General features: G+C 58.7%; 19 protein-coding genes. 9 read left to right on the forward strand and 10 right to left on the reverse strand.

Going from position 1 to position 17,638, the window contains the following annotated elements; all coding sequences use genetic code 11:
• The first annotated feature begins 19 nt into the window (after positions 1 to 19).
• Together EMQ_RS06495 and EMQ_RS06500 are read left to right on the forward strand one after the other, a co-directional pair.
• The gene (locus tag EMQ_RS06495; RefSeq protein ID WP_010667600.1) at positions 20 to 469 is read left to right on the forward strand and encodes a nitrate reductase associated protein; all 450 of its coding nucleotides are present in this window, start codon (positions 20 to 22) and stop codon (positions 467 to 469) included.
• 152 nt (positions 470 to 621) lie between these two features.
• Entirely contained in the window at positions 622 to 789 is a 168-nt protein-coding gene (locus EMQ_RS06500) for a hypothetical protein (protein WP_010668693.1), read from the forward strand.
• Here EMQ_RS06500 and EMQ_RS06505 read toward each other — a convergent pair.
• The 8 genes from EMQ_RS06505 to EMQ_RS06540 form a co-directional block, all read right to left on the reverse strand.
• Complete coding sequence (locus EMQ_RS06505) at positions 761 to 1,654, reverse strand: metal ABC transporter solute-binding protein, Zn/Mn family (RefSeq protein ID WP_010668692.1); 894 nt, start codon at positions 1,652 to 1,654, stop codon at positions 761 to 763. The two genes, EMQ_RS06500 and EMQ_RS06505, sit on opposite strands and share 29 nt — an antisense overlap.
• A gap of 2 nt (positions 1,655 to 1,656) precedes the next feature.
• Positions 1,657 to 2,529, reverse strand: coding sequence for a metal ABC transporter permease (locus EMQ_RS06510; protein WP_018308290.1), 873 nt, complete (start codon positions 2,527 to 2,529; stop codon positions 1,657 to 1,659).
• Positions 2,526 to 3,332, reverse strand: a complete 807-nt coding sequence (locus tag EMQ_RS06515) for a metal ABC transporter ATP-binding protein (RefSeq protein ID WP_010668507.1) — start codon at positions 3,330 to 3,332, stop codon at positions 2,526 to 2,528. Before EMQ_RS06515 ends, EMQ_RS06510 begins: the two co-directional genes overlap by 4 nt.
• Positions 3,251 to 3,448 carry a hypothetical protein gene (locus EMQ_RS06520; protein WP_162467797.1) on the reverse strand — a complete coding sequence of 66 codons (198 nt, stop codon included), beginning with the start codon at positions 3,446 to 3,448 and terminating at the stop codon, positions 3,251 to 3,253. Before EMQ_RS06520 ends, EMQ_RS06515 begins: the two co-directional genes overlap by 82 nt.
• Positions 3,449 to 4,239: 791 nt before the next feature.
• A complete protein-coding gene (fusA, locus tag EMQ_RS06525; RefSeq protein WP_018308288.1) occupies positions 4,240 to 6,324 on the reverse strand; it encodes an elongation factor G in 2,085 nt (694 codons plus the stop codon).
• A gap of 197 nt (positions 6,325 to 6,521) precedes the next feature.
• Entirely contained in the window at positions 6,522 to 6,821 is a 300-nt protein-coding gene (gene rpmB, locus EMQ_RS06530; RefSeq protein WP_010668081.1) for a 50S ribosomal protein L28, read from the reverse strand.
• Positions 6,822 to 7,010: 189 nt separating this feature from the next.
• Complete coding sequence (locus EMQ_RS06535; protein ID WP_010668080.1) at positions 7,011 to 7,289, reverse strand: hypothetical protein; 279 nt, start codon at positions 7,287 to 7,289, stop codon at positions 7,011 to 7,013.
• 55 nt (positions 7,290 to 7,344) lie between these two features.
• Positions 7,345 to 9,195, reverse strand: a complete 1,851-nt coding sequence (locus EMQ_RS06540) for an ABCB family ABC transporter ATP-binding protein/permease (RefSeq protein WP_010668079.1) — start codon at positions 9,193 to 9,195, stop codon at positions 7,345 to 7,347.
• A gap of 200 nt (positions 9,196 to 9,395) precedes the next feature.
• On the opposite strand from EMQ_RS06540, the gene EMQ_RS06545 reads away from it, so the two are divergent.
• From EMQ_RS06545 to EMQ_RS06565, 5 genes are all read left to right on the forward strand, one after another.
• Complete coding sequence (locus EMQ_RS06545) at positions 9,396 to 10,247, forward strand: NUDIX hydrolase (RefSeq protein WP_010668078.1); 852 nt, start codon at positions 9,396 to 9,398, stop codon at positions 10,245 to 10,247.
• A complete protein-coding gene (locus EMQ_RS06550; RefSeq protein WP_010668077.1) occupies positions 10,248 to 10,670 on the forward strand; it encodes a DUF3574 domain-containing protein in 423 nt (140 codons plus the stop codon).
• A gap of 180 nt (positions 10,671 to 10,850) precedes the next feature.
• Positions 10,851 to 11,816, forward strand: a complete 966-nt coding sequence (locus EMQ_RS06555; RefSeq protein ID WP_010668076.1) for an isopenicillin N synthase family dioxygenase — start codon at positions 10,851 to 10,853, stop codon at positions 11,814 to 11,816.
• Positions 11,813 to 12,571: an alpha/beta fold hydrolase gene (locus EMQ_RS06560; RefSeq protein WP_010668075.1), complete on the forward strand. Its 759-nt coding sequence runs from the start codon at positions 11,813 to 11,815 to the stop codon at positions 12,569 to 12,571. The genes EMQ_RS06555 and EMQ_RS06560 overlap by 4 nt, the downstream gene beginning before the upstream one ends.
• Positions 12,571 to 13,737 (forward strand): BMP family ABC transporter substrate-binding protein, encoded by a 1,167-nt coding sequence (locus EMQ_RS06565; RefSeq protein WP_010668074.1) that lies wholly within the window; start codon positions 12,571 to 12,573, stop codon positions 13,735 to 13,737. The genes EMQ_RS06560 and EMQ_RS06565 overlap by 1 nt, the downstream gene beginning before the upstream one ends.
• Before the next feature lie 209 nt (positions 13,738 to 13,946).
• Here the strand turns inward: EMQ_RS06565 and EMQ_RS06570 are convergent, their stop codons facing one another.
• Both EMQ_RS06570 and EMQ_RS06575 read right to left on the reverse strand, forming a co-directional pair.
• Positions 13,947 to 14,891, reverse strand: coding sequence for a PDR/VanB family oxidoreductase (locus EMQ_RS06570; protein WP_010668073.1), 945 nt, complete (start codon positions 14,889 to 14,891; stop codon positions 13,947 to 13,949).
• Positions 14,892 to 14,905: 14 nt separating this feature from the next.
• Positions 14,906 to 15,961, reverse strand: a complete 1,056-nt coding sequence (locus EMQ_RS06575; RefSeq protein ID WP_010668072.1) for an aromatic ring-hydroxylating oxygenase subunit alpha — start codon at positions 15,959 to 15,961, stop codon at positions 14,906 to 14,908.
• A gap of 117 nt (positions 15,962 to 16,078) precedes the next feature.
• Here EMQ_RS06575 and EMQ_RS06580 point away from each other — a divergent pair, with 117 nt between their 5' ends.
• Both EMQ_RS06580 and EMQ_RS06585 read left to right on the forward strand, forming a co-directional pair.
• Positions 16,079 to 16,984, forward strand: a complete 906-nt coding sequence (locus tag EMQ_RS06580; protein ID WP_010668071.1) for a LysR family transcriptional regulator — start codon at positions 16,079 to 16,081, stop codon at positions 16,982 to 16,984.
• A gap of 148 nt (positions 16,985 to 17,132) precedes the next feature.
• A complete protein-coding gene (locus tag EMQ_RS06585; RefSeq protein WP_132012060.1) occupies positions 17,133 to 17,504 on the forward strand; it encodes a hypothetical protein in 372 nt (123 codons plus the stop codon).
• The last annotated feature ends 134 nt before the right edge of the window (positions 17,505 to 17,638 follow it).

Consider the following 17,638-nt stretch of genomic DNA (forward strand, 5'->3'; position numbering starts at 1 on the left):
CTATAGAGGTTCACTCCCCATGCTGTTCAATTTCGAAATGGATTTTGCTGACTCGTTACGTTGTATCCCCATGATGGTCAGGATGAATCTTGATTTGTGCGGCGTGAAGGTCAGTCTCCGGCAATGGAGCCGTTTCACACGGGAAGATCGGAGCGCTCTTCTGAACCTGCCTATGGAAAATGCTGCTCAACGGGAGAAATATCAGGCGTTTCTTGTCAATCTCATCAGATTACGGGCTGAAGAAGAACCCGTCTTTCTGCCACCCATTACGGCTGCGGCATGGCAGAAAGCTGACGACGTGCCGCAGAGCATCAGGCAGGCGGCTATCTCTCATGGAGTAGCAATACCAAGCCTGAATCAGTGGAACCATCTTTCCACGTTGCAGCGCTTCGCCCTGATCAAACTCACCCGACCGGGACATGAAAATCAAAATTTTGTTCCAGCCTTACGCGAATTTTTTGAGAGTTAGGCACTTTTGATAACTGACGGGTTTCGAAGACCCAGAGGGTGTTATGTTTTTTACTTTTTTCACTTCTTCCGAAACAAGATTGGAGAGACTGAATTTTTTCTGAAAGATGTCTGGCGCCCGACACGTCTCAATTGCGTGTCAGGCACCAGAAAATGGGTCTGCTGGCGGCTGTGCTGGCGCAGACCTGCCCGGGCATGACGGTGGTCTCCATCACGCACCGGCAGTCCGTTGCGAGACTGCACGCCAACATCATCGACCTGACGCCCTTTGCCGTAGCGCGTGAGGATACTCTTAGTGCGGACGCATCGCCTGAACCATGAGTTCGGTATTGTGCCGCATCATGGTGATATAATCGGGCGCAGGACCACCGGCGGGAGAAAGAGCTTCGGCGTAAAGTTCTCCCCCGGGCTGTGCGCCGGTGGCATGCGCTACCTGCTGGACCAGACGCGGGTCGGTGGCGTTTTCGAGGAAATAGGTGGTCATGCTGCTTTGCTGGATCTGTCCGATCAGCTTTGCCACAGCACCGGCCGAAGCCTCGGTTTCCGTCGAGAGGCCCTGTGGAGCCATGAACGTGACTCCATAGGCGCGACCGTAATAACCGAATGTCTCATGGCTGGTCAGCACACGCCGTCGCTCGACCGGGATGGTGGCGATCTGGGTGCGAATGTCATGATCCAGTGCACGAAGCTGCGCAATATAGGCGTTTGCCGAGGTCCGAATATCATCGGCGTCTGCGGGGTCTGCAGCAATCAGGGCGTCACGGATGTTGGTCGCCCAGATGATCACGTTGGGCACGCTGTTCCAGACATGAGGATCGATCTGCGACTGCTGGCCATTTTTGTCCGAATAGATGTCGATCCCATTTGAAACGATTACCGGGGTGCCCTGATAGCCCGCCGCATGGGCAAGACGTCCAAACCAGCTTTCCAGTCCTTCACCACTCATGAACACCACATCTGCCTGCCGCAACTGGCGTGCATCAGCGGGAGAAGGTTCGAATTCATGCGGATCGCCATCAGGCGGCACCAGAGAAGTCACCGAGACATGGGAGCCGCCAACATGGGCCACGACATCCGCCAGCACGGTAAAACTGGCCACGGCATGCACCACATGGGGTGCGGCGGCATGAGCCGGGGCAAAGGAAAAAATCCCCCAAAGGCCCAGCAGGCAGGTCAGGCGACGCATGATCAGTTGCTCCTTGACGGAGAAGACGCGCCTCTCGTTCTGATACCGGCTGGCGAGGCCAGAAGAGAAACGACATAGGCCGTACTGCATGTCAGGATGATGCACGGTCCGGCCGCCAGCTGGAAATAATAGGAAACCACCAGTCCCATATAACCGGCCGCCATGCCCACACAGGCCGAAAGGGCCATCATGGGCAGGAGACGACGGGTCCAGAGCCGGGCGGTGGCGGCGGGGACCATCATCATGCCAACCGACATGAGCGTGCCCAACGCCTCGAAGCCCGCCACGAGATTGATGACGACAAGGAACAGGAACACCATGTGATAGACCGCACCCCGGGTACCGGTCATGCGCAGAAAACCGGGGTCCACGCATTCCATCACCAATGGCCGCCAGATGACGGACAGGAGGCCTATGCTCAGCGTGGTAATGCCGCCCATGAGGTAGAGCGCAGGTGCGTCAATAGCCAGAATGGTGCCAAACAGCACATGCAGAAGGTCGATGTTTGACCCTCGCGCCGAGACGATTAACACCCCCAGCGCAAGCGAAGTCAGATAGAAGCTGGCGAAGTTGGCGTCTTCCGCCAGATGCGTGCGTCGGCTGACCAGGCCTGCCAGCATCGCCACGCCGAGCCCTGCGACGATGCCGCCCAGCCCCATGGCCACAAGCGAAAGTCCACCTGCCAGCAGATAGCCTATCGCCGCACCGGGAAGGATGGCATGGCTCATCGCATCGCCAATCAGGCTCATGCGGCGCAGTTGCAGCAGCACGCCAACCGGTCCAGCGCCCATACCCAGCGTGATGGTGGCCACAAGCGCACGACGCATGAATCCGAACGTGACAAAGGGCTCCCACAATACACTGAGCATGCTCATGGTTGCGCTGTCGTCCAGCTACCCTGCGGGCTTTCATAGGCGCGCTGCAATGTGCCCGGAGTGAGGATGCTTGCGGTCTCACCCCAGATGGCTCGACCACCCGAAAGAAGCACGACATGCGGACAGCATGTGCGGATCTGGTGCATATCATGCAGCACCACGATGATGGTGCGGCCCTGAGCATGCCACTCGCGCACCAGTTCCAGCAGGTCCTCCGTGGTGGGAGCATCGAGTGCGGTAAAGGGTTCATCCAGCATGATGATGGGGGCGGAGGTCATGAGCAGACGGGCGAAAAGCAGACGCTGGAACTGACCCGCCGAAAGCGCGTCGATCATACGGTCGGCCTGCCCTTCCAGCTTGACACGACGCAGCGCATCGGCTGCACGCACACGCACTGTCTGGTCCACGCCACCAAACGCCCCGGCCTGCTGCCATGCACCACTGAGCACCATGTCGGTCACGCTGAGCGGAAAGCTGCGGTCGATATTACGGGCCTGCGGCAGATAGCCAATATCCCGGATACCCACGCCATCAAACAGGACTTGCCCCTCCGACAGCGGCAGTTCGCCGAGAATGGCGCGTAACAGGGTGGACTTGCCCGAACCATTCGCACCCGCGATGGCGGTCATGCTTCCCGGAGGAAAGCTGCCGGTCACATGCTGCCATACGGGCGTGCCGTTCAGACACACGCCCGCATCCTGTAGTCGGATCGTGCCCAGAGTCATGGCAGGATGACAGCCCAGGCAATCAGGCCCCACAGCACAGCGCAGGGTATGATCATACAGGCCAGACGCTGCCACCATGCGCGGCCCATCCATGTCAGTGGCAGGGCAGTCGTATGTCCGGGGCCGGGTAGAGCCTGAGCACCCGTAAAGTCCTGGCTATGAGAAAGGGCATGGAAAGACTGGGGAAGCGACATGGTATGCTCAGAACGTTATAATATAACGTTCGATAGACTATCGGTTTACGCACAGTCAAGGGAAGACGATGTTGCAGAGATATGTGATGAAGGCGCGCAGGACTCAAGGAATGACTTCCCGCATATAGCGAAATCGAAAATGCGCTCAGTTGCGCTGGCCCGGCTTAGGTATCTCTCCGAGCACAGGCGCTCGCAGTGCTAAATATGGAAAAAGCCTCCGGGACAAAGTCATACAGCTAAGGCGTTGTATGGAGCGCGATGCCGAACAATCTTCGGCTGTAGTGCGTATTGCGGTGGACAGGAAGACTGAACCAATAACGGCAATCGTTGACAGAAGGACACTGCGTTCGCCCCGGAAAGCCCATCCCGAACCAAGTATGATGCTCGAAAAGAAAAAAGGGATCAAAGCCAACGCAAGCTACCAGAGAGCAGGATATCCTCCACGAAATCGTTAAACTGCCTCAGTTACGCGCAGGTCTTGTGTTGCTACCCCGACGATGGATCGTGGACAGATCGTTCGCATGAGTCGCACGACGCAGAAAGCTCGTAAAAGACAATGAGCACTGCACCGCACCCCTCGCTGCCATGCACATCATCGCGCCCACTAAAATAGCTTTTGAGCTCATCCTTTCATAGCACTCGCAGAACTTAAGCAATCACGCCTCTGGAGATCGTCGGGATTCCAAAACGCTGCACCGAGCAGATTAATAAAGATCCTTTTCGTAAAAGTAACAGGCACAAAAAAAGCCGACCTTTCGGTCGGCTTTTTCTCACCCGGATTTCCGGAAAGATCAGGCGGACTTCGCCATGATCTCTTCGGCCACGTTGCGCGGCACCGGATCGTAGTGATGGAACTGCATCGTGAAGGATGCACGGCCCTTTGTCATCGAACGCAGGTGCGAGATGTAGCCGAACATTTCCTTCAGCGGCACCTGTGCACGCACCATGACTGTAGAACCGGATGTCTCCTGACTCTGGATCATACCACGACGACGGTTGAGATCGCCCACCACGTCACCGACGTGATCGTTCGGTGTGGTGACTTCCACGTCCATGATCGGCTCAAGGATCACCGGACCGGCGTTCTTCATGCCTTCACGGAAGCAGGCCTTGGCCGCGATTTCGAACGCCAGAGCGGACGAGTCAACATCATGGTACTTGCCGTCGAGCAGCGTGAACTTGAAGTCCACGGTCGGGAAGCCCGCGAGGACACCGCTGGTAGACTGAACGCGGATACCCTTTTCCACAGCCGGAATGTATTCCTTCGGAACCGTTCCGCCGACGACCTTGTTCTCGAATTCGATCTCGCCTTCATGCGGAGCGAACTCGATCTTCACTTCAGCGAACTGACCCGAACCGCCAGACTGCTTCTTGTGGGTATAGGTTTCGGTGTGCGGCTTCGTGATCGTCTCACGGTAAGCAACCTGCGGCGCACCAACGTTAGCTTCCACACCGTATTCACGACGCAGACGGTCAACGATGATGTCGAGATGCAGCTCGCCCATGCCGGACAGAATGGTCTGTCCCGTTTCCTGATCGGTCTTCAGACGCAGCGAGGGATCTTCAGCGGCCAGCTTCTGCAGGGCCAGCGTCATCTTCTCGACGGCGTCCTTCGTCTTCGGCTCGACGGAGATGTCGATAACCGGAACCGGGAAGCTCATGCGCTCCAGAACGACCGGATCAGAGCTGTCGGCCAGCGTGTCACCCGTCTGCGTGTCTTTCAGACCCACAAACGCGGCGATGTCACCAGCGTGAACTTCGGACAGTTCTTCGCGCTTGTCGGCGTGCATCTGGTAGATACGACCGATACGCTCCTTGTGACCCTTCGTCGTGTTCAGGATGGTGTCACCGGTCTTCAGAACGCCACGATAGACGCGGACGAAGGTCAGAGTGCCGTACTTGTCGTTGATGATCTTGAACGCCAGACCGGCGAACTTGCCGTTCGGGTCAACCGGGATGATCGGCAGGTCCTTGGACTCAGTCTCTTCCTCACCTTCCGGCGGAGCGCAACGGATGCCTTCCACGTCGTCAGGAGCCGGCAGATAATCGATGACGGCGTCGAGCAGGGGCTGAACGCCCTTGTTCTTGAAGGCCGTGCCACAGAGAACCGGACGGAAATCACCCGAAATCGTGCCCTTCTTGATGCACTTCTTCAGGGTCTCGACGGAAACGTCGCCCTTCTCGAAATACTCTTCCATGGCGTCGTTATCGACAGCCAGGGCCGTATCGAGCAGATTCTGACGGGCTTCCTCAGCCTTCTCCTTCAGATCGGCCGGGATTTCCTCATCGTGGAATTTTGCGCCAAGCTCGCCGCCTTCCCAGACAATCGCCTTCATCTCAACGAGATCGACAACGCCGACGAAGTTCTCTTCAACACCGATCGGCAGCTGCAGCGGGATCGCAACGATGTCCAGCTTCTCTTTCAGCGTGCTGAAAGCGTAGTAGAAGTCGGCGCCCGTCCGGTCGAGCTTGTTGATGAAGATGATGCGCGGAACATTGTAGCGGTCAGCCAGACGCCAGTTGGTCTCGGACTGCGGCTGCACGCCGGCCACACCTTCAATGATGAAGATCGCGCCATCGAGCACGCGGAGCGAACGGTTCACTTCGATGTTGAAGTCGATGTGGCCCGGGGTGTCGATGATGTTGATGCGGTGGTTGTCCCACTCGCAAGTCACGGCAGCAGACGTGATGGTGATGCCGCGCTCACGCTCCTGCGCCATGTAATCGGTCGTGGTGTTGCCCTCATGGACCTCGCCGATCTTATGCGACACGCCTGTGTAATACAGGATACGCTCGGTCGTCGTGGTCTTACCCGCGTCAATGTGCGCGGTAATCCCGATATTACGGATTTTCGAGAGTTCGGACTGGGCTGACACGGGGCTTCTCCGGGAAACGGCTGAACCAGAAATTCAGAGGAAAGCGACAAACACACAGGGCGCGACAGGAGAAAATCTCCCCGCGCCCTCTACCCCTTCAAACGCGCTCTGCGTTCTTGCGGGCTGTGTGATCACGCGGTCCCCGCTGGCGCGGGGGCGATCAGGGTGCCGGCCATGATCATGACCGGCAGAGTGACTCAGGCGGCTGCCTGCTTCTTGCTCTGTGCACGCAGAATACGACGCTTGATCACCTGAGCTTCGGTGGTCAGGTTACGATTCGGCGTATCGAGCAGATAGGAGTCCAGTCCCCCGTTGTGCTCGATGGTGCGCAGGCCGCGCGTGGTCACACGCATGGAAATCGGCGTGCCGAGAATGTCGGAAAGAACCGACACTTCCTGCAGGTTCGGCAGGAAACGGCGGCGGGACTTGTTGTTGGCGTGGCTGACATTGTTGCCCGTCAGCACACCCTTGCCTGTGATCTCGCAACGGCGGGACATCGGTTTATCCTCGGTCAAAAAACAGAACGGGGCCGAGGCAGAGCCCGGCTTTCATCCTTACAATCAGGCGCGGCTTATGACGGAGGCATCGCGTCCCGTCAAGCAAACAGTGACGGAAAGACGGCTTTCCGCCACTTTTTACAGCGTATCGCACCCAGTTTAGGGCTTGTCTGGAAGAGAAGGACTCCCTCAGGCGCTCCCTGCCTTACGCTCTTTTTCAGCGTCTTCCAGCTCACCTGCACGCACGCTCTGCACGGCGCTGTCCAGAATGCGCAGAATCGTCTCACGATCCATCGTGCGGGACAGCAGGCCCAGCGAGCCGCCCAGCAGCGCCGACGCGACAGCCAGAGGCGGGTGATTTTCTTCGAGCAGATGGTCAATGGCGTGCTCGATAACCATCGCACACTTGGTCAGCTCTTCCGACACCTGTTCCATCTGGCCACTTCCCTCAGGAATGTTCTCTGCCATGTTTAGTCTCCCATGCTGCTCCGGCAGCGTGCCGGAGTGTGATTATTTCTGTCGGTTACCCGTGAGCGGGAGCCGATGCCGCCACACCGGAGTCCGGTGCTGCATCCTGTCCAGCGTCCTGAGCCGCCCACATGGCGGCATACAGGCCACCACGAGCGATCAGGTCAGCGTGGCATCCCCGCTCCTTCACAAGTCCATCGCCCAGAACCAGTATTTCGTCTGCCTCGACGATGGTTGAAAGGCGGTGTGCGATCACGACTGTGGTACGTTCAGCCGAAACGGCTCTCAGAGCCGACTGAATCTCCCGTTCAGTATGCGTGTCGAGGGCGCTGGTGGCCTCATCCAGGATCAGAAGGCGCGGATCTTTCAGGATCGTGCGGGCAATCGCCACACGCTGCTTCTCGCCTCCTGAAAGCTTCAGACCTCTCTCGCCCACCCGTGTCTTGTAGCCTTCCGGCAGGGACAGGATGAAGTCATGGATACGCGCCAGCTTCGCCGCCTGTTCGATCTCGTCCTGAGTAGCGCCAAGACGTCCGTAAGCGATGTTGTAGCCGATCGTGTCATTGAACAGCACCGTGTCCTGCGGCACGACGCCGATTGCTTCCCGCAGATCGGCCTGCCGGTAATCGCGGACATCATGCCCGTCGATCAGCACCTTCCCGGACCAAGTGTCGTAGAACCGGAACAGCAGGCGGCTGATAGTGGACTTTCCCGCCCCTGTCGGACCGACGATTGCAATCAGACCACCGGGAGGCACGGAAAAACTGACGCCATGCAGGATTTCGCGGTCCTTGCGGTATCCAAAATGCACGTCCTGAAAGGCCACGCTGACCGGGGGCGCGTCCTTCAGATGGGCCGCCAGCGGGAGCGGGTGCCCAGGGTCGGCGACCTCCACCGTTTCGTCCAGCAACCCGAGCATATGCTCGAGATCGACCAGCGACGTGCGGATGGACGAGTAGATGGACCCAAGGAAATTCAGCGGAGCGTAAAGCTGCAACAGATAGGTGTTGATCAGCACGAACTGCCCCACCGTCAGATGGCCCGCCGCCACATCGTGCCCGGCCAAGAGCATTACCAGCGTGAGCGCCAGCGAGATGATCACCACCTGTCCGAAATTCAGCGCACTGAGAGAATATTGGGTGTGAACAGCGGCCTTAGCGTAACGGGTCTGGGCGTCGCCGTAACGTTTCGCCTCATGCGCCTCGTTGCCGAAATATTTGACGGTCTCGTAGTTCAGCAGGCTGTCCAGCGCCTTGCCGGTCGCCTCGCTGTTGATGTCGTTCATCCGACGACGAATACCGATTCGCCATGAGGTGAACGAAAATGTGAAGACCACGTAGCCAATGACCGCGCCCAGAACGAGGGCGGCATAGCGCCAGTCGAACACCTTCCAGATCAGACCGATGACAAGAATGGCTTCAAGCAGGGTCGGCAGGATCACCAGCCCCATCCGCAGCAGGGTCTCCACGCCTTCCGTCCCGCGTTCGATGGCGCGCGTGACGCCTCCGGTGCGACGGTCGAGATGAAAGCGCAGCGACAGGTCGTGCATATGCATGAAGCTGCGAAGCGCCGCATCCCGGGCGACCCGGTAGCGGACGGGCGCGAACACCGCGTCACGCAACTCGTTGAACGCCGATGCAAGCAGCCTGACCAGACCGTAACCGATAATCAGCAATACCGGCACGGTGGCGATCCCCGCCGGATGGGACAGCGTGTCGATAATCCGGCTATACACCCACGGCACGGCCACGGTGACCAGCTTGGCGGCCAGCAGCAGCAGGGCGACCGCCGTCACACGCAGCTTCAGCTTCGGGTCATCACGCGGCCAGAGATAGGGAAGCAGGCGGGCAAGGGTCACTCCAGCAGGCTTGCCGGGCGACGCAGCAGATCTTGATGGCGGGCTCATTGTGTCCGATGTGGCACGTTGTCGCTGTTTTGCAACCCCGCAGACAGTCGAACTGCTCGTCACACCGCAATGTTGTCAGAGCCAACATCGCCCCGTAGGAGGGAGATGGGCCGGACAACGCCGGTCAGAATTCGTCGGAAGAGCATGATGACCCCAGTTTCCGAAGGAACCGTGTGCGGACTGTCCACAGGACGCCGCTCATGAGCACTCTCCCCACAGACGGCTTCATGCGGCACATCAGGGCCTGCAACACGGCCACCCTGCCCGGCAAACGTCTGCCGTTCCGGGTCAATGGCGTTCTGGCAGGGTATGTCGATCCGGAAATCGTTCCCGCGCTGAAAGACATGGGCCTGACGGAAGACAGCGCCTCAGGTGGCCTGTCCCTCGCTGATCCAACACGCCTCGAATCGATCGGCGAAGAGCTTGCCCGCCGGGGTCTCTACCGCACGCACAATGAATTGTTCGATGTATGGGGCGACGACGGACAGCCTCCGCTCGGACGCATCGACCGGGGCGCACTGCCCCTGTTCGGTTTTGTCGGTGTCGGCGTGCATCTGAACGGTCTGGTCCGCAAGGAAGACGGGCTGCATCTCTGGATCGGTCGTCGTGCCCGGAACAAGCGCCTTGATCCCGGCAAGCTGGATCACCTTGTTGCGGGCGGTGTTCCAGCCGGTCTCACGCCCGACGCCGCGATCCTCAAGGAAGCCGAGGAAGAAGCCAGCCTTCCGCCTGATCTTGTGAAACGGGACGCGAAAAAGGTCGGACTGCTGCATTACGCGCTCGAACGCCCGGAAGGACTGCGGCGCGACCGACTGGTCTGCTACGACCTCGTTCTGGCGGAGAGCTTCCAGCCCATGCCTGCGGATGGTGAAGTCGAGGAGTTCCTGCTTCTGCCAATCGGCGAGGTTTTCCGGCTGGTGCGGGACACGGACGAGTTCAAATTCAACGTCAATCTGGTGCTGATCGACCTGTTCCTGCGAATTGGCCTGATTGACCCAGAGTCTGAAGAAGGCAAGGCGCTGCGTCGGGGATTACAGGGCGATACGCACTGAATGGCGCTGGCGAGAGTCGCTCCTTTCCTGCTGCTGGGGGCTCTGCTGGCCGGATGCTCTCCAGCGCTCCCTTCTCCTCTCTGTCACAGGCTGGCGGCGTCGAACGACCTGCATGTGACACTGATGTTTGGCCTGACCCGACCGGATGGCCGCTCCGTGACCGACGCCGACTGGCAGGACTTTCTCCGAACGGACATTGTTCCACGTTTTCCGGAGGGTCTGTCCGTCCTGCCTGCTCAGGGGGTCTGGCGGGATCGGAGCACCGATCAGGTGGGTTCCGAGCCTTCCCGACTGGTCTGGATCGTGACGCCGGACAGCACAGATCTTCCGGGCCGGATTGAGGCAGTTCGCGATGCTTACAAGGCGCGGTTCAGGCAGCAGTCAGTCGGCGTGAGTGTTGAACGAGGATGCTCCGGGTTCTGATCCAGCACACATATTGGCCGACACTCTACGGCAGAGAGCTCTGAGCATTTTCGACAAATGCTGATTGATACGTGCGTTTCCCTACCCCACGCAGATTTTATTGCAATACCGTAATATTGAACAGCACGGGATGCGCAGCTATGCTCGCCTTTCTGACATCCGTCAGTCCAAGGATACGCCATGCACGCACAGGCCCGCCATGTCAGCAGGGACAGGCTGCCCGTTATTCAGGTCTCGGGTCTATGCTCGTCGGACCTCGCGCAACGTCAGGCCGTTGGCGATGCCCTGCGAAACGCCTGCACCGATACAGGGTTTTTCTACTGCGTGGATCACGGTATCCCGCAGGGGCTGATCGACGCCGTGCTGGCTGAAAGTCGGGCATTCTTCGCTCGTCCGGCAGCGGAAAAGGACCTGCTCGATAAAGCCCGTTCGCCATGCAATCGCGGCTACGAACCGTTGCGCAACCAGACGCTTGAAGCCGGAACTCCTCCCGATCTGAAAGAGGGGTTCTATATCGGTGAAGACCTGCCCGCAGGAACGCCGGGACTGGGCTTCAATCAGGGCCCCAACCAGTGGCCATCTGACAGCGCCGGTTTCCGCCCGGCCATGACGGCGTATTTCGCCGCCATGAATGTACTGGCGGAACGGCTGATGCACGGGATCGCGCTGTCTCTTGGTCTCGACGAAGACTATTTCGAACGCTTCTGTCTCAGACCGCTGTCCACCCTGCGTCTCCTGCATTATCCCCCTCAGCCGCCCGATCCTTTGCCCGGAGAAAAAGGCTGCGGTGCGCATACCGATTTCGGTGGTCTGACCCTTCTGCTTCAGGATGCGAGCGGCGGGCTTCAGGTGCGCGGGCCTGACGATCAGTGGATTCACGCCACCCCGATCCCCGGCAGCTATGTCGTCAATCTTGGAGACATGATCGCCCGCTGGACCAATGACCGCTATCGCTCCACGCTCCATCGCGTGGTGAACACATCCGGTGCGGACCGCTATTCCGTGCCGTTCTTCCACAGCGGCAACCCGGATTATGTCATCTCCTGTCTGCCGGGCTGTCTCGCGGCTGGCGAAACTCCGAAATACGCCCCCATCACGGTGCAGGATCATCTCCGCGAAATGTATCAGAGAACCTACGGTCGATGAGCGCTTCTGAACCCATGATCCTGATTCATGGAGCGTGGCAGGGCTCCTGGGTCTGGGACGGATTCATCGCCGCATTGGAGCAGCGCGCTCCCGGACGCTACATCCCCATTCCGGTCGATCTGCCCGGAAATGGTGCAGACGGCGCTCCTCCGGAGAGCGCCTCCATGGAGAGTTACCTCGCCTATCTGGATGCGATCATCTCCCGTCTGACAGGCCCCTTTACGCTTGTCGCTCATTCCGGAGGCGGCGTCGTCGCGTCCGCTCTGGCGGAACGCCATCCCGAGCGTGTGCGATGCATCGTGTATATCGCCGCGATGATGCTGCCCTCCGGAATGGGGTTCGGCGAGGTCGTGCAGCGCCTTCTTCCGCAGGACCCCACGGCCTCGGGCATCACCCCATGGCTTCTCTGGCCGGTCGAAAAAGAAATTTCCGTTGTGCCGCCTGAAGCCGCCATCGCCTTTTTCCTGCAAGACTACGTTCCCGGTCCGGCCGTCATTGCGTCGCGCCGGTTCACACCGCAGGGAGAACAGGGGCGCGCGCTCACCGCACAACTGACCCCGGAGCGTTACGGCACGATCCCCCGGCTGTATGTTCAGGCGACGCAGGACCGCTCTGTCACCTTCGCGTTGCAGAAGCTGATGTGTGAACTCGCTCCGGGCGCTGTCATCCGTTCCGTTGATACAGGACATGCTCCGCATGTCGTCGCACCCGATATCCTGCTCGACGTGATGCTTCCCTGGCTCAACAAGATCTGATGGCTGAAGCGCCACTTTCCTTGCCCACCCTTTCCCGACGCACAGCTCTTGGCCTGACGGCTTCCGGATTGGCCGCATGTATTCTGGGCGGAAACAGAGCACTGTCGGCCACACCCGATCCAGCTCTGGCACGCCTCGCCGCCCCCTGGATCACGCCTCCCCTGCTCCCGCCCATCCGTGAGCAGGATGCCCTTCTGGCCATCGCGCATGTCGGCCCTGTTTCGGATGGTGGGTGGAGTACGGTCCACAACGAGGCCGTCGCCGCTGTCAGGGCTGCCTTCCCGCGCCTGCGGACAGTATGGGTCGAAAACGTACCCTATTCAGCCGACGCCACGCGGCTTTTGCGGCAGTTCGTCGCTGAAGGCGCAAATCTCGTCCTCGCCACAGCCGATTACGGCGATTTCCTGATGGATGTCGCCAGCAAAGCGCCGGACGTCGCCTTCGTACAATGCAACAGCACTCGACTGGCCCGCAATGCGAGCTGGTATTATGTGGCGCAGTGGTATCCGTGCTATATTCTCGGTGTCGCCGCAGGGCTGCTCAGCCGCACGGGCCAGATCGGCTACATCGCCTCGTTTCCCCTGCCCTCTGTCTATGCCAGCGCCAACGCCTACCTGCTCGGAGCGCGTTCCGTACGGCCAGATGCCACTGTTCGCGTCGTGTCCATCAACGCCTGGTTCGATCCGCAGGCCTCGCTGAGCGCAGCGACGGCTCTTGCCGACAGTGGTTGTGATGTTCTGTGTGGAATCATGGATGAAGCTGGTTATCTGAGGCTCGCCCAGAAACGGGGACTCTGGGCCATCATGTCCAACAACGATGAACGCGCCTACGGCCCTGACGCCTATCTCAGTTCCGTCGTTTATGACTTCAGGCAGCACTATGTCGATCAGGTTCGCGCCCGTCTGGAGGGCCGCTGGACACCGATGCCCTGTTTCCTGCCGCTGGGTGCGGGAGCGGACCGTGACGCATGGGGCGCCCGTGTGCCCGAAAGCGTCCGACGTCAGGCCGATGCAGTGAGATCCCGCATTCTGGAGGGCTGGTCTCCCTTTACCGGACCAATTCATGACCACCGTGGTGGCCTTCGCGTACCAGCCGGCGAGACCATGCACGATCTTGCGCTCTATCAGTGGCACTGGGCTGTCGACGGCGTCCTCGGACTGGAGTGAGCCTGCTTTTCCAGCTCCCGAATGCGCCGCCGGAATAATCAGATCTGACGAAAGGTGCCTATCCGACCCAACGGAACAACGATGATCAATCAGACCGGCTCAGGCGACAGGTTCTTGATGGAAAGCTTCCTCTGAATTTTTATACATTCAGAAATACACATCACTTTCCGATAAATTGAACTCCGAGAAACACTTCAGGATCGGACCGGTTACATATCCAGCGTGAGAGACGGTGTCCGGCTGCGGGAGCAGCACAGGGCAATACTGTGCTCCTGCTCCTCTTCGGTCAGAACCATATCCCGGTGTTCACCTTCTCCAGCCAGAATCGGCACGACGCAGGCCCCGCACATTCCCTGCTCGCACGACAGGCTGACATCGATCCCGGCAACCATAAGAGCGGATGCAATACTCTGATCCGACGGCACCGTTACAACCTGCCCCGAGCGCGCAAGAACAACCTGAAAAGGCTGGTCCGTCAGAGGAATGGATGTCTCGGACGGCCGGAAATATTCCGTCCGGATCGCATCCTGAGGCCATCCGGCTTCTTCGGCGCGAGCACGTACCGCTTTCATGAAACCATCTGGACCGCACAGCATGATCACAGTTCCGGTGGACGGGGTGGTCAGGGCATCGGGGTAGCCGTTGCGAAGGCTCGAGCTGAACCGGACACGCTGTGCGTACGGAGCCTCGCGCAGCATGTCCCCGAACGGTGCGCTCTCCGGGTCACGCGCATAATAATACAGCTGCCAGTCTGCTCCTTTCCGCTCCAGCCTTCTGATCATGGACAGCAGCGGCGTGATGCCAATCCCACCGGCAACGAGAACGTAACGCTGCGCTTCAGGCAACGGAAACGCATTGCGCGGCATGGATATCTGCAACTCCATGCCTTTCCGCGCCTGTGCACACAGGGAGTCCGATCCGCCACGGGAGGCTTCCTCGCGCCGCACACACAACTCGTACGCCGAGGGATCATCGGCTGACCCGCACAGGGAATACTGACGGACCAGACCGGACGGCGTCACGACATCGACATGCGCGCCGGGTTCAAAACCGGGCAACTGATCATCCCCGTTGGAGGCGACAAGACGAAGACGCACACAGCCGTCACCTTCCGGCACGGCGTCATCAACAAGGACCGGAAACAGGGAGGACATGGGCTCAGCTCCTCTCAGACCGTAAAGAACTGGCTCAGCCCCATCGTGCGCAGGGCACGACGATAGGCGATCGAACTGCGATCCGCCGTCACATGCGCCTCAAGCGTGGGGTCCAGAGGCAGGTTTTCCGGCTTCTGCGCCTCCACCAGCGCTCGATCCTCCTCAAACACCTCCAGATTGAAATCATAGACATCCTGCAAGGGAAGTTCCTTGTCGAAGTTTCGGCACATGGGCGCGAACATCCGTGTTTTACGCGCCGAAACCGGAGACGCTGCATTCATGATGACAAGGCGACCGTCATCCGGAAAATGAATCTCCAGCGTCGCAATGAACGGAACATGCACACGGAAATGACGCAGCCATTCAAACCCGGCGCGGCCCCGTTCCGAACTGCCTATGGGGTAATTGCCAACACTGCTGCGATACTCAGCCTCAAACCCGTCTGGCGTCAGCCGTGTCTTGTAAGGAGGCACAACCGGATTGTCGGGGTCGGCAAAGGTGTCCGTGTGAACAAAGGCAAAATGCGCGACATCGATAAATCCTTCGACCTGCCGTCCGGCAAAACCGGCGATATCGATCCACGGGCAGTTGATCTGCTGAAAGTCTGGATCGTCCCAGTGTGGCATTGGAGGAATCGTGATGTCGTCGCTTTCCGGCCTCAGGCAGGTCCATATCAGGCCGTAACGCACCACAGCCGGATACGTCTTCAGATTGAGTTTCGAGGGAATTGCGTTGTCAGGATGCGCTGGCACTTTCACGCATCGTCCGTGATCACCGAAGCGAAACCCGTGATAGGCGCAGGCGATACTCTGTCCGTTACCACTTCCCATGCTCAGCGGAACACCGCGATGGGGACACAGGTCATCGGCGATGACGATGTCACTGTCCGAGCGATAGACCACAAGAGGAGCATCCAGCAGCGTCACACCCAGCGGCTGGTCGCCGAGTTCCCGTTCCAGCGCTACCGGATGCCAGCAGCGAGCCAGGATGTTCCAGTCCTCGACCTCGAAGGTCATGTGACGCGGCAGGGTGTGGGGTCCGGCCGGGCTGGTAGCAGTTGCTGTGGTCATCAACGAGTCTCCTGAACATGCCGGACGATGCGGCGGCTTTCAGGGAAATCATTTCACATCCGACCCGATCTCAGATATATCATAATTGATCATGTTTCATGCTCATAAGGAGAACGCATGCAGCCGTTCTCGCGCTTTCTGATCTATTTCCTCGCCGTCGCCCGCAACGCGTCCATACGAAAGGCCGCTGACGATCTGCGCATCGCAGGCTCCGCCATCAACCGGCATATTCTTCTGACTGAACAGCAGTTGCAGATGCCGTTATTTGAACGTCTCCCGAGCGGCATGCGCCTCACCGCGGCAGGCGAGATTCTTTATGCCTATGCACGACGCTGGGTGAAGGATCTCGAGGACATCAACCGTCAGGTCGAGGACCTGAAAGGCATAAGGCGGGGTCAGGTCGATCTTCTGGCACCAGAAGCCCTCGCCCGCGCTTTCCTGCCGGATCTGGTTACGCACATAAAGGGCAGTCATCCCGGCGTCGTGCTGAATCTGAACATCCGGGACAACCACGGACTCTGCGAGGCTCTTCTGTCCGGAGAAGGCGATCTCGCGCTCATTCTCGACCCGGAGGAAACCCGTGATCTGACGGTGATCCGGCAGAACACCTTCCCTCTCGGTTTCGTCTGTCGCCCTGATCATCCGCTGGTTCAGCAGTCTGCGGTCAGGCTGGCCGAGTGCGCCGGTTATCCGATGATTATCGCGGAACAGCCGCTTGCTCTTGCCTCTGTCTTTGCCCGACTGACAGCGACAGCCAACCTGACACCCGCCGTGGCCGCACGGGCGAATAATGTACAGATGATCATTTCACTCGTCCGGGCTGGTATCGGTATCGGTTTTCTCAGCTATCTGGACGTGATGTCTGAAGTCACAGACGGACAACTGGCTTTTGTCCCGCTTGTCGGCGCAGACATACCTCCCCTCACCCTGGCTCTGGCATGTGACCGCACACGCCATCTGTCTCGCGCCACCCATCTCGCATGCGATGCTATTGCGGACATGATGACCCTGCATACAGGCTGAGCCGGTCTCAGCATCTTCAAATTTGTACAAAGTTTGTCACACTCATCTTCATGAAAATCCGTATAAATTGATTCTATACAGTTCCATTACTTTATGATCACCATTCACGACAACACTTCACAGTCCAGTCCTGAAAGGACAGACAAAAATGCGTATCGTCCCAAGCTTGTGTTTCTGTGTGTTTCTGATGATTGGAAACCGTGCTTACAGTCAGACCTGCCCGCGTCTTCCAGCGTGCGCTCAGGCAGAGCAAAAAGCGACTCCTGTAGTCAACAAATACAAAGCCATAATTGATCAGAACAATGGCATACAAAATGTAGAAAACGCTTCATATTGTATAAACATGGCTGGTGCTGAAATGCTGCGCACGTGCGCTACAGAGCTACGCAATACTGGTCATGGTGATTGCGCAAACATGTTCGAACAACAGATGAATTCATTTTTGCAGACGGCCAGGAATTCAGCACAGGGCGCACAGGATGTTTCAACAGGCACATGGAAACCAAGTTGCGGCCTGTAAACTAAAGTATTTCAATATAATGAGCCGGAAATCCCGCCCAGATTCGATCTATCATTTGTATGCGCAGGACAAAACTGACCAAAAATCACGTCAACGGTTCTATTGGCAGTTTTATCTTTCAGATCAGTCTGGAG

It is taken from the genome of Acetobacter aceti NBRC 14818 (assembly GCF_000193495.2).
GTDB lineage: Bacteria > Pseudomonadota > Alphaproteobacteria > Acetobacterales > Acetobacteraceae > Acetobacter > Acetobacter aceti.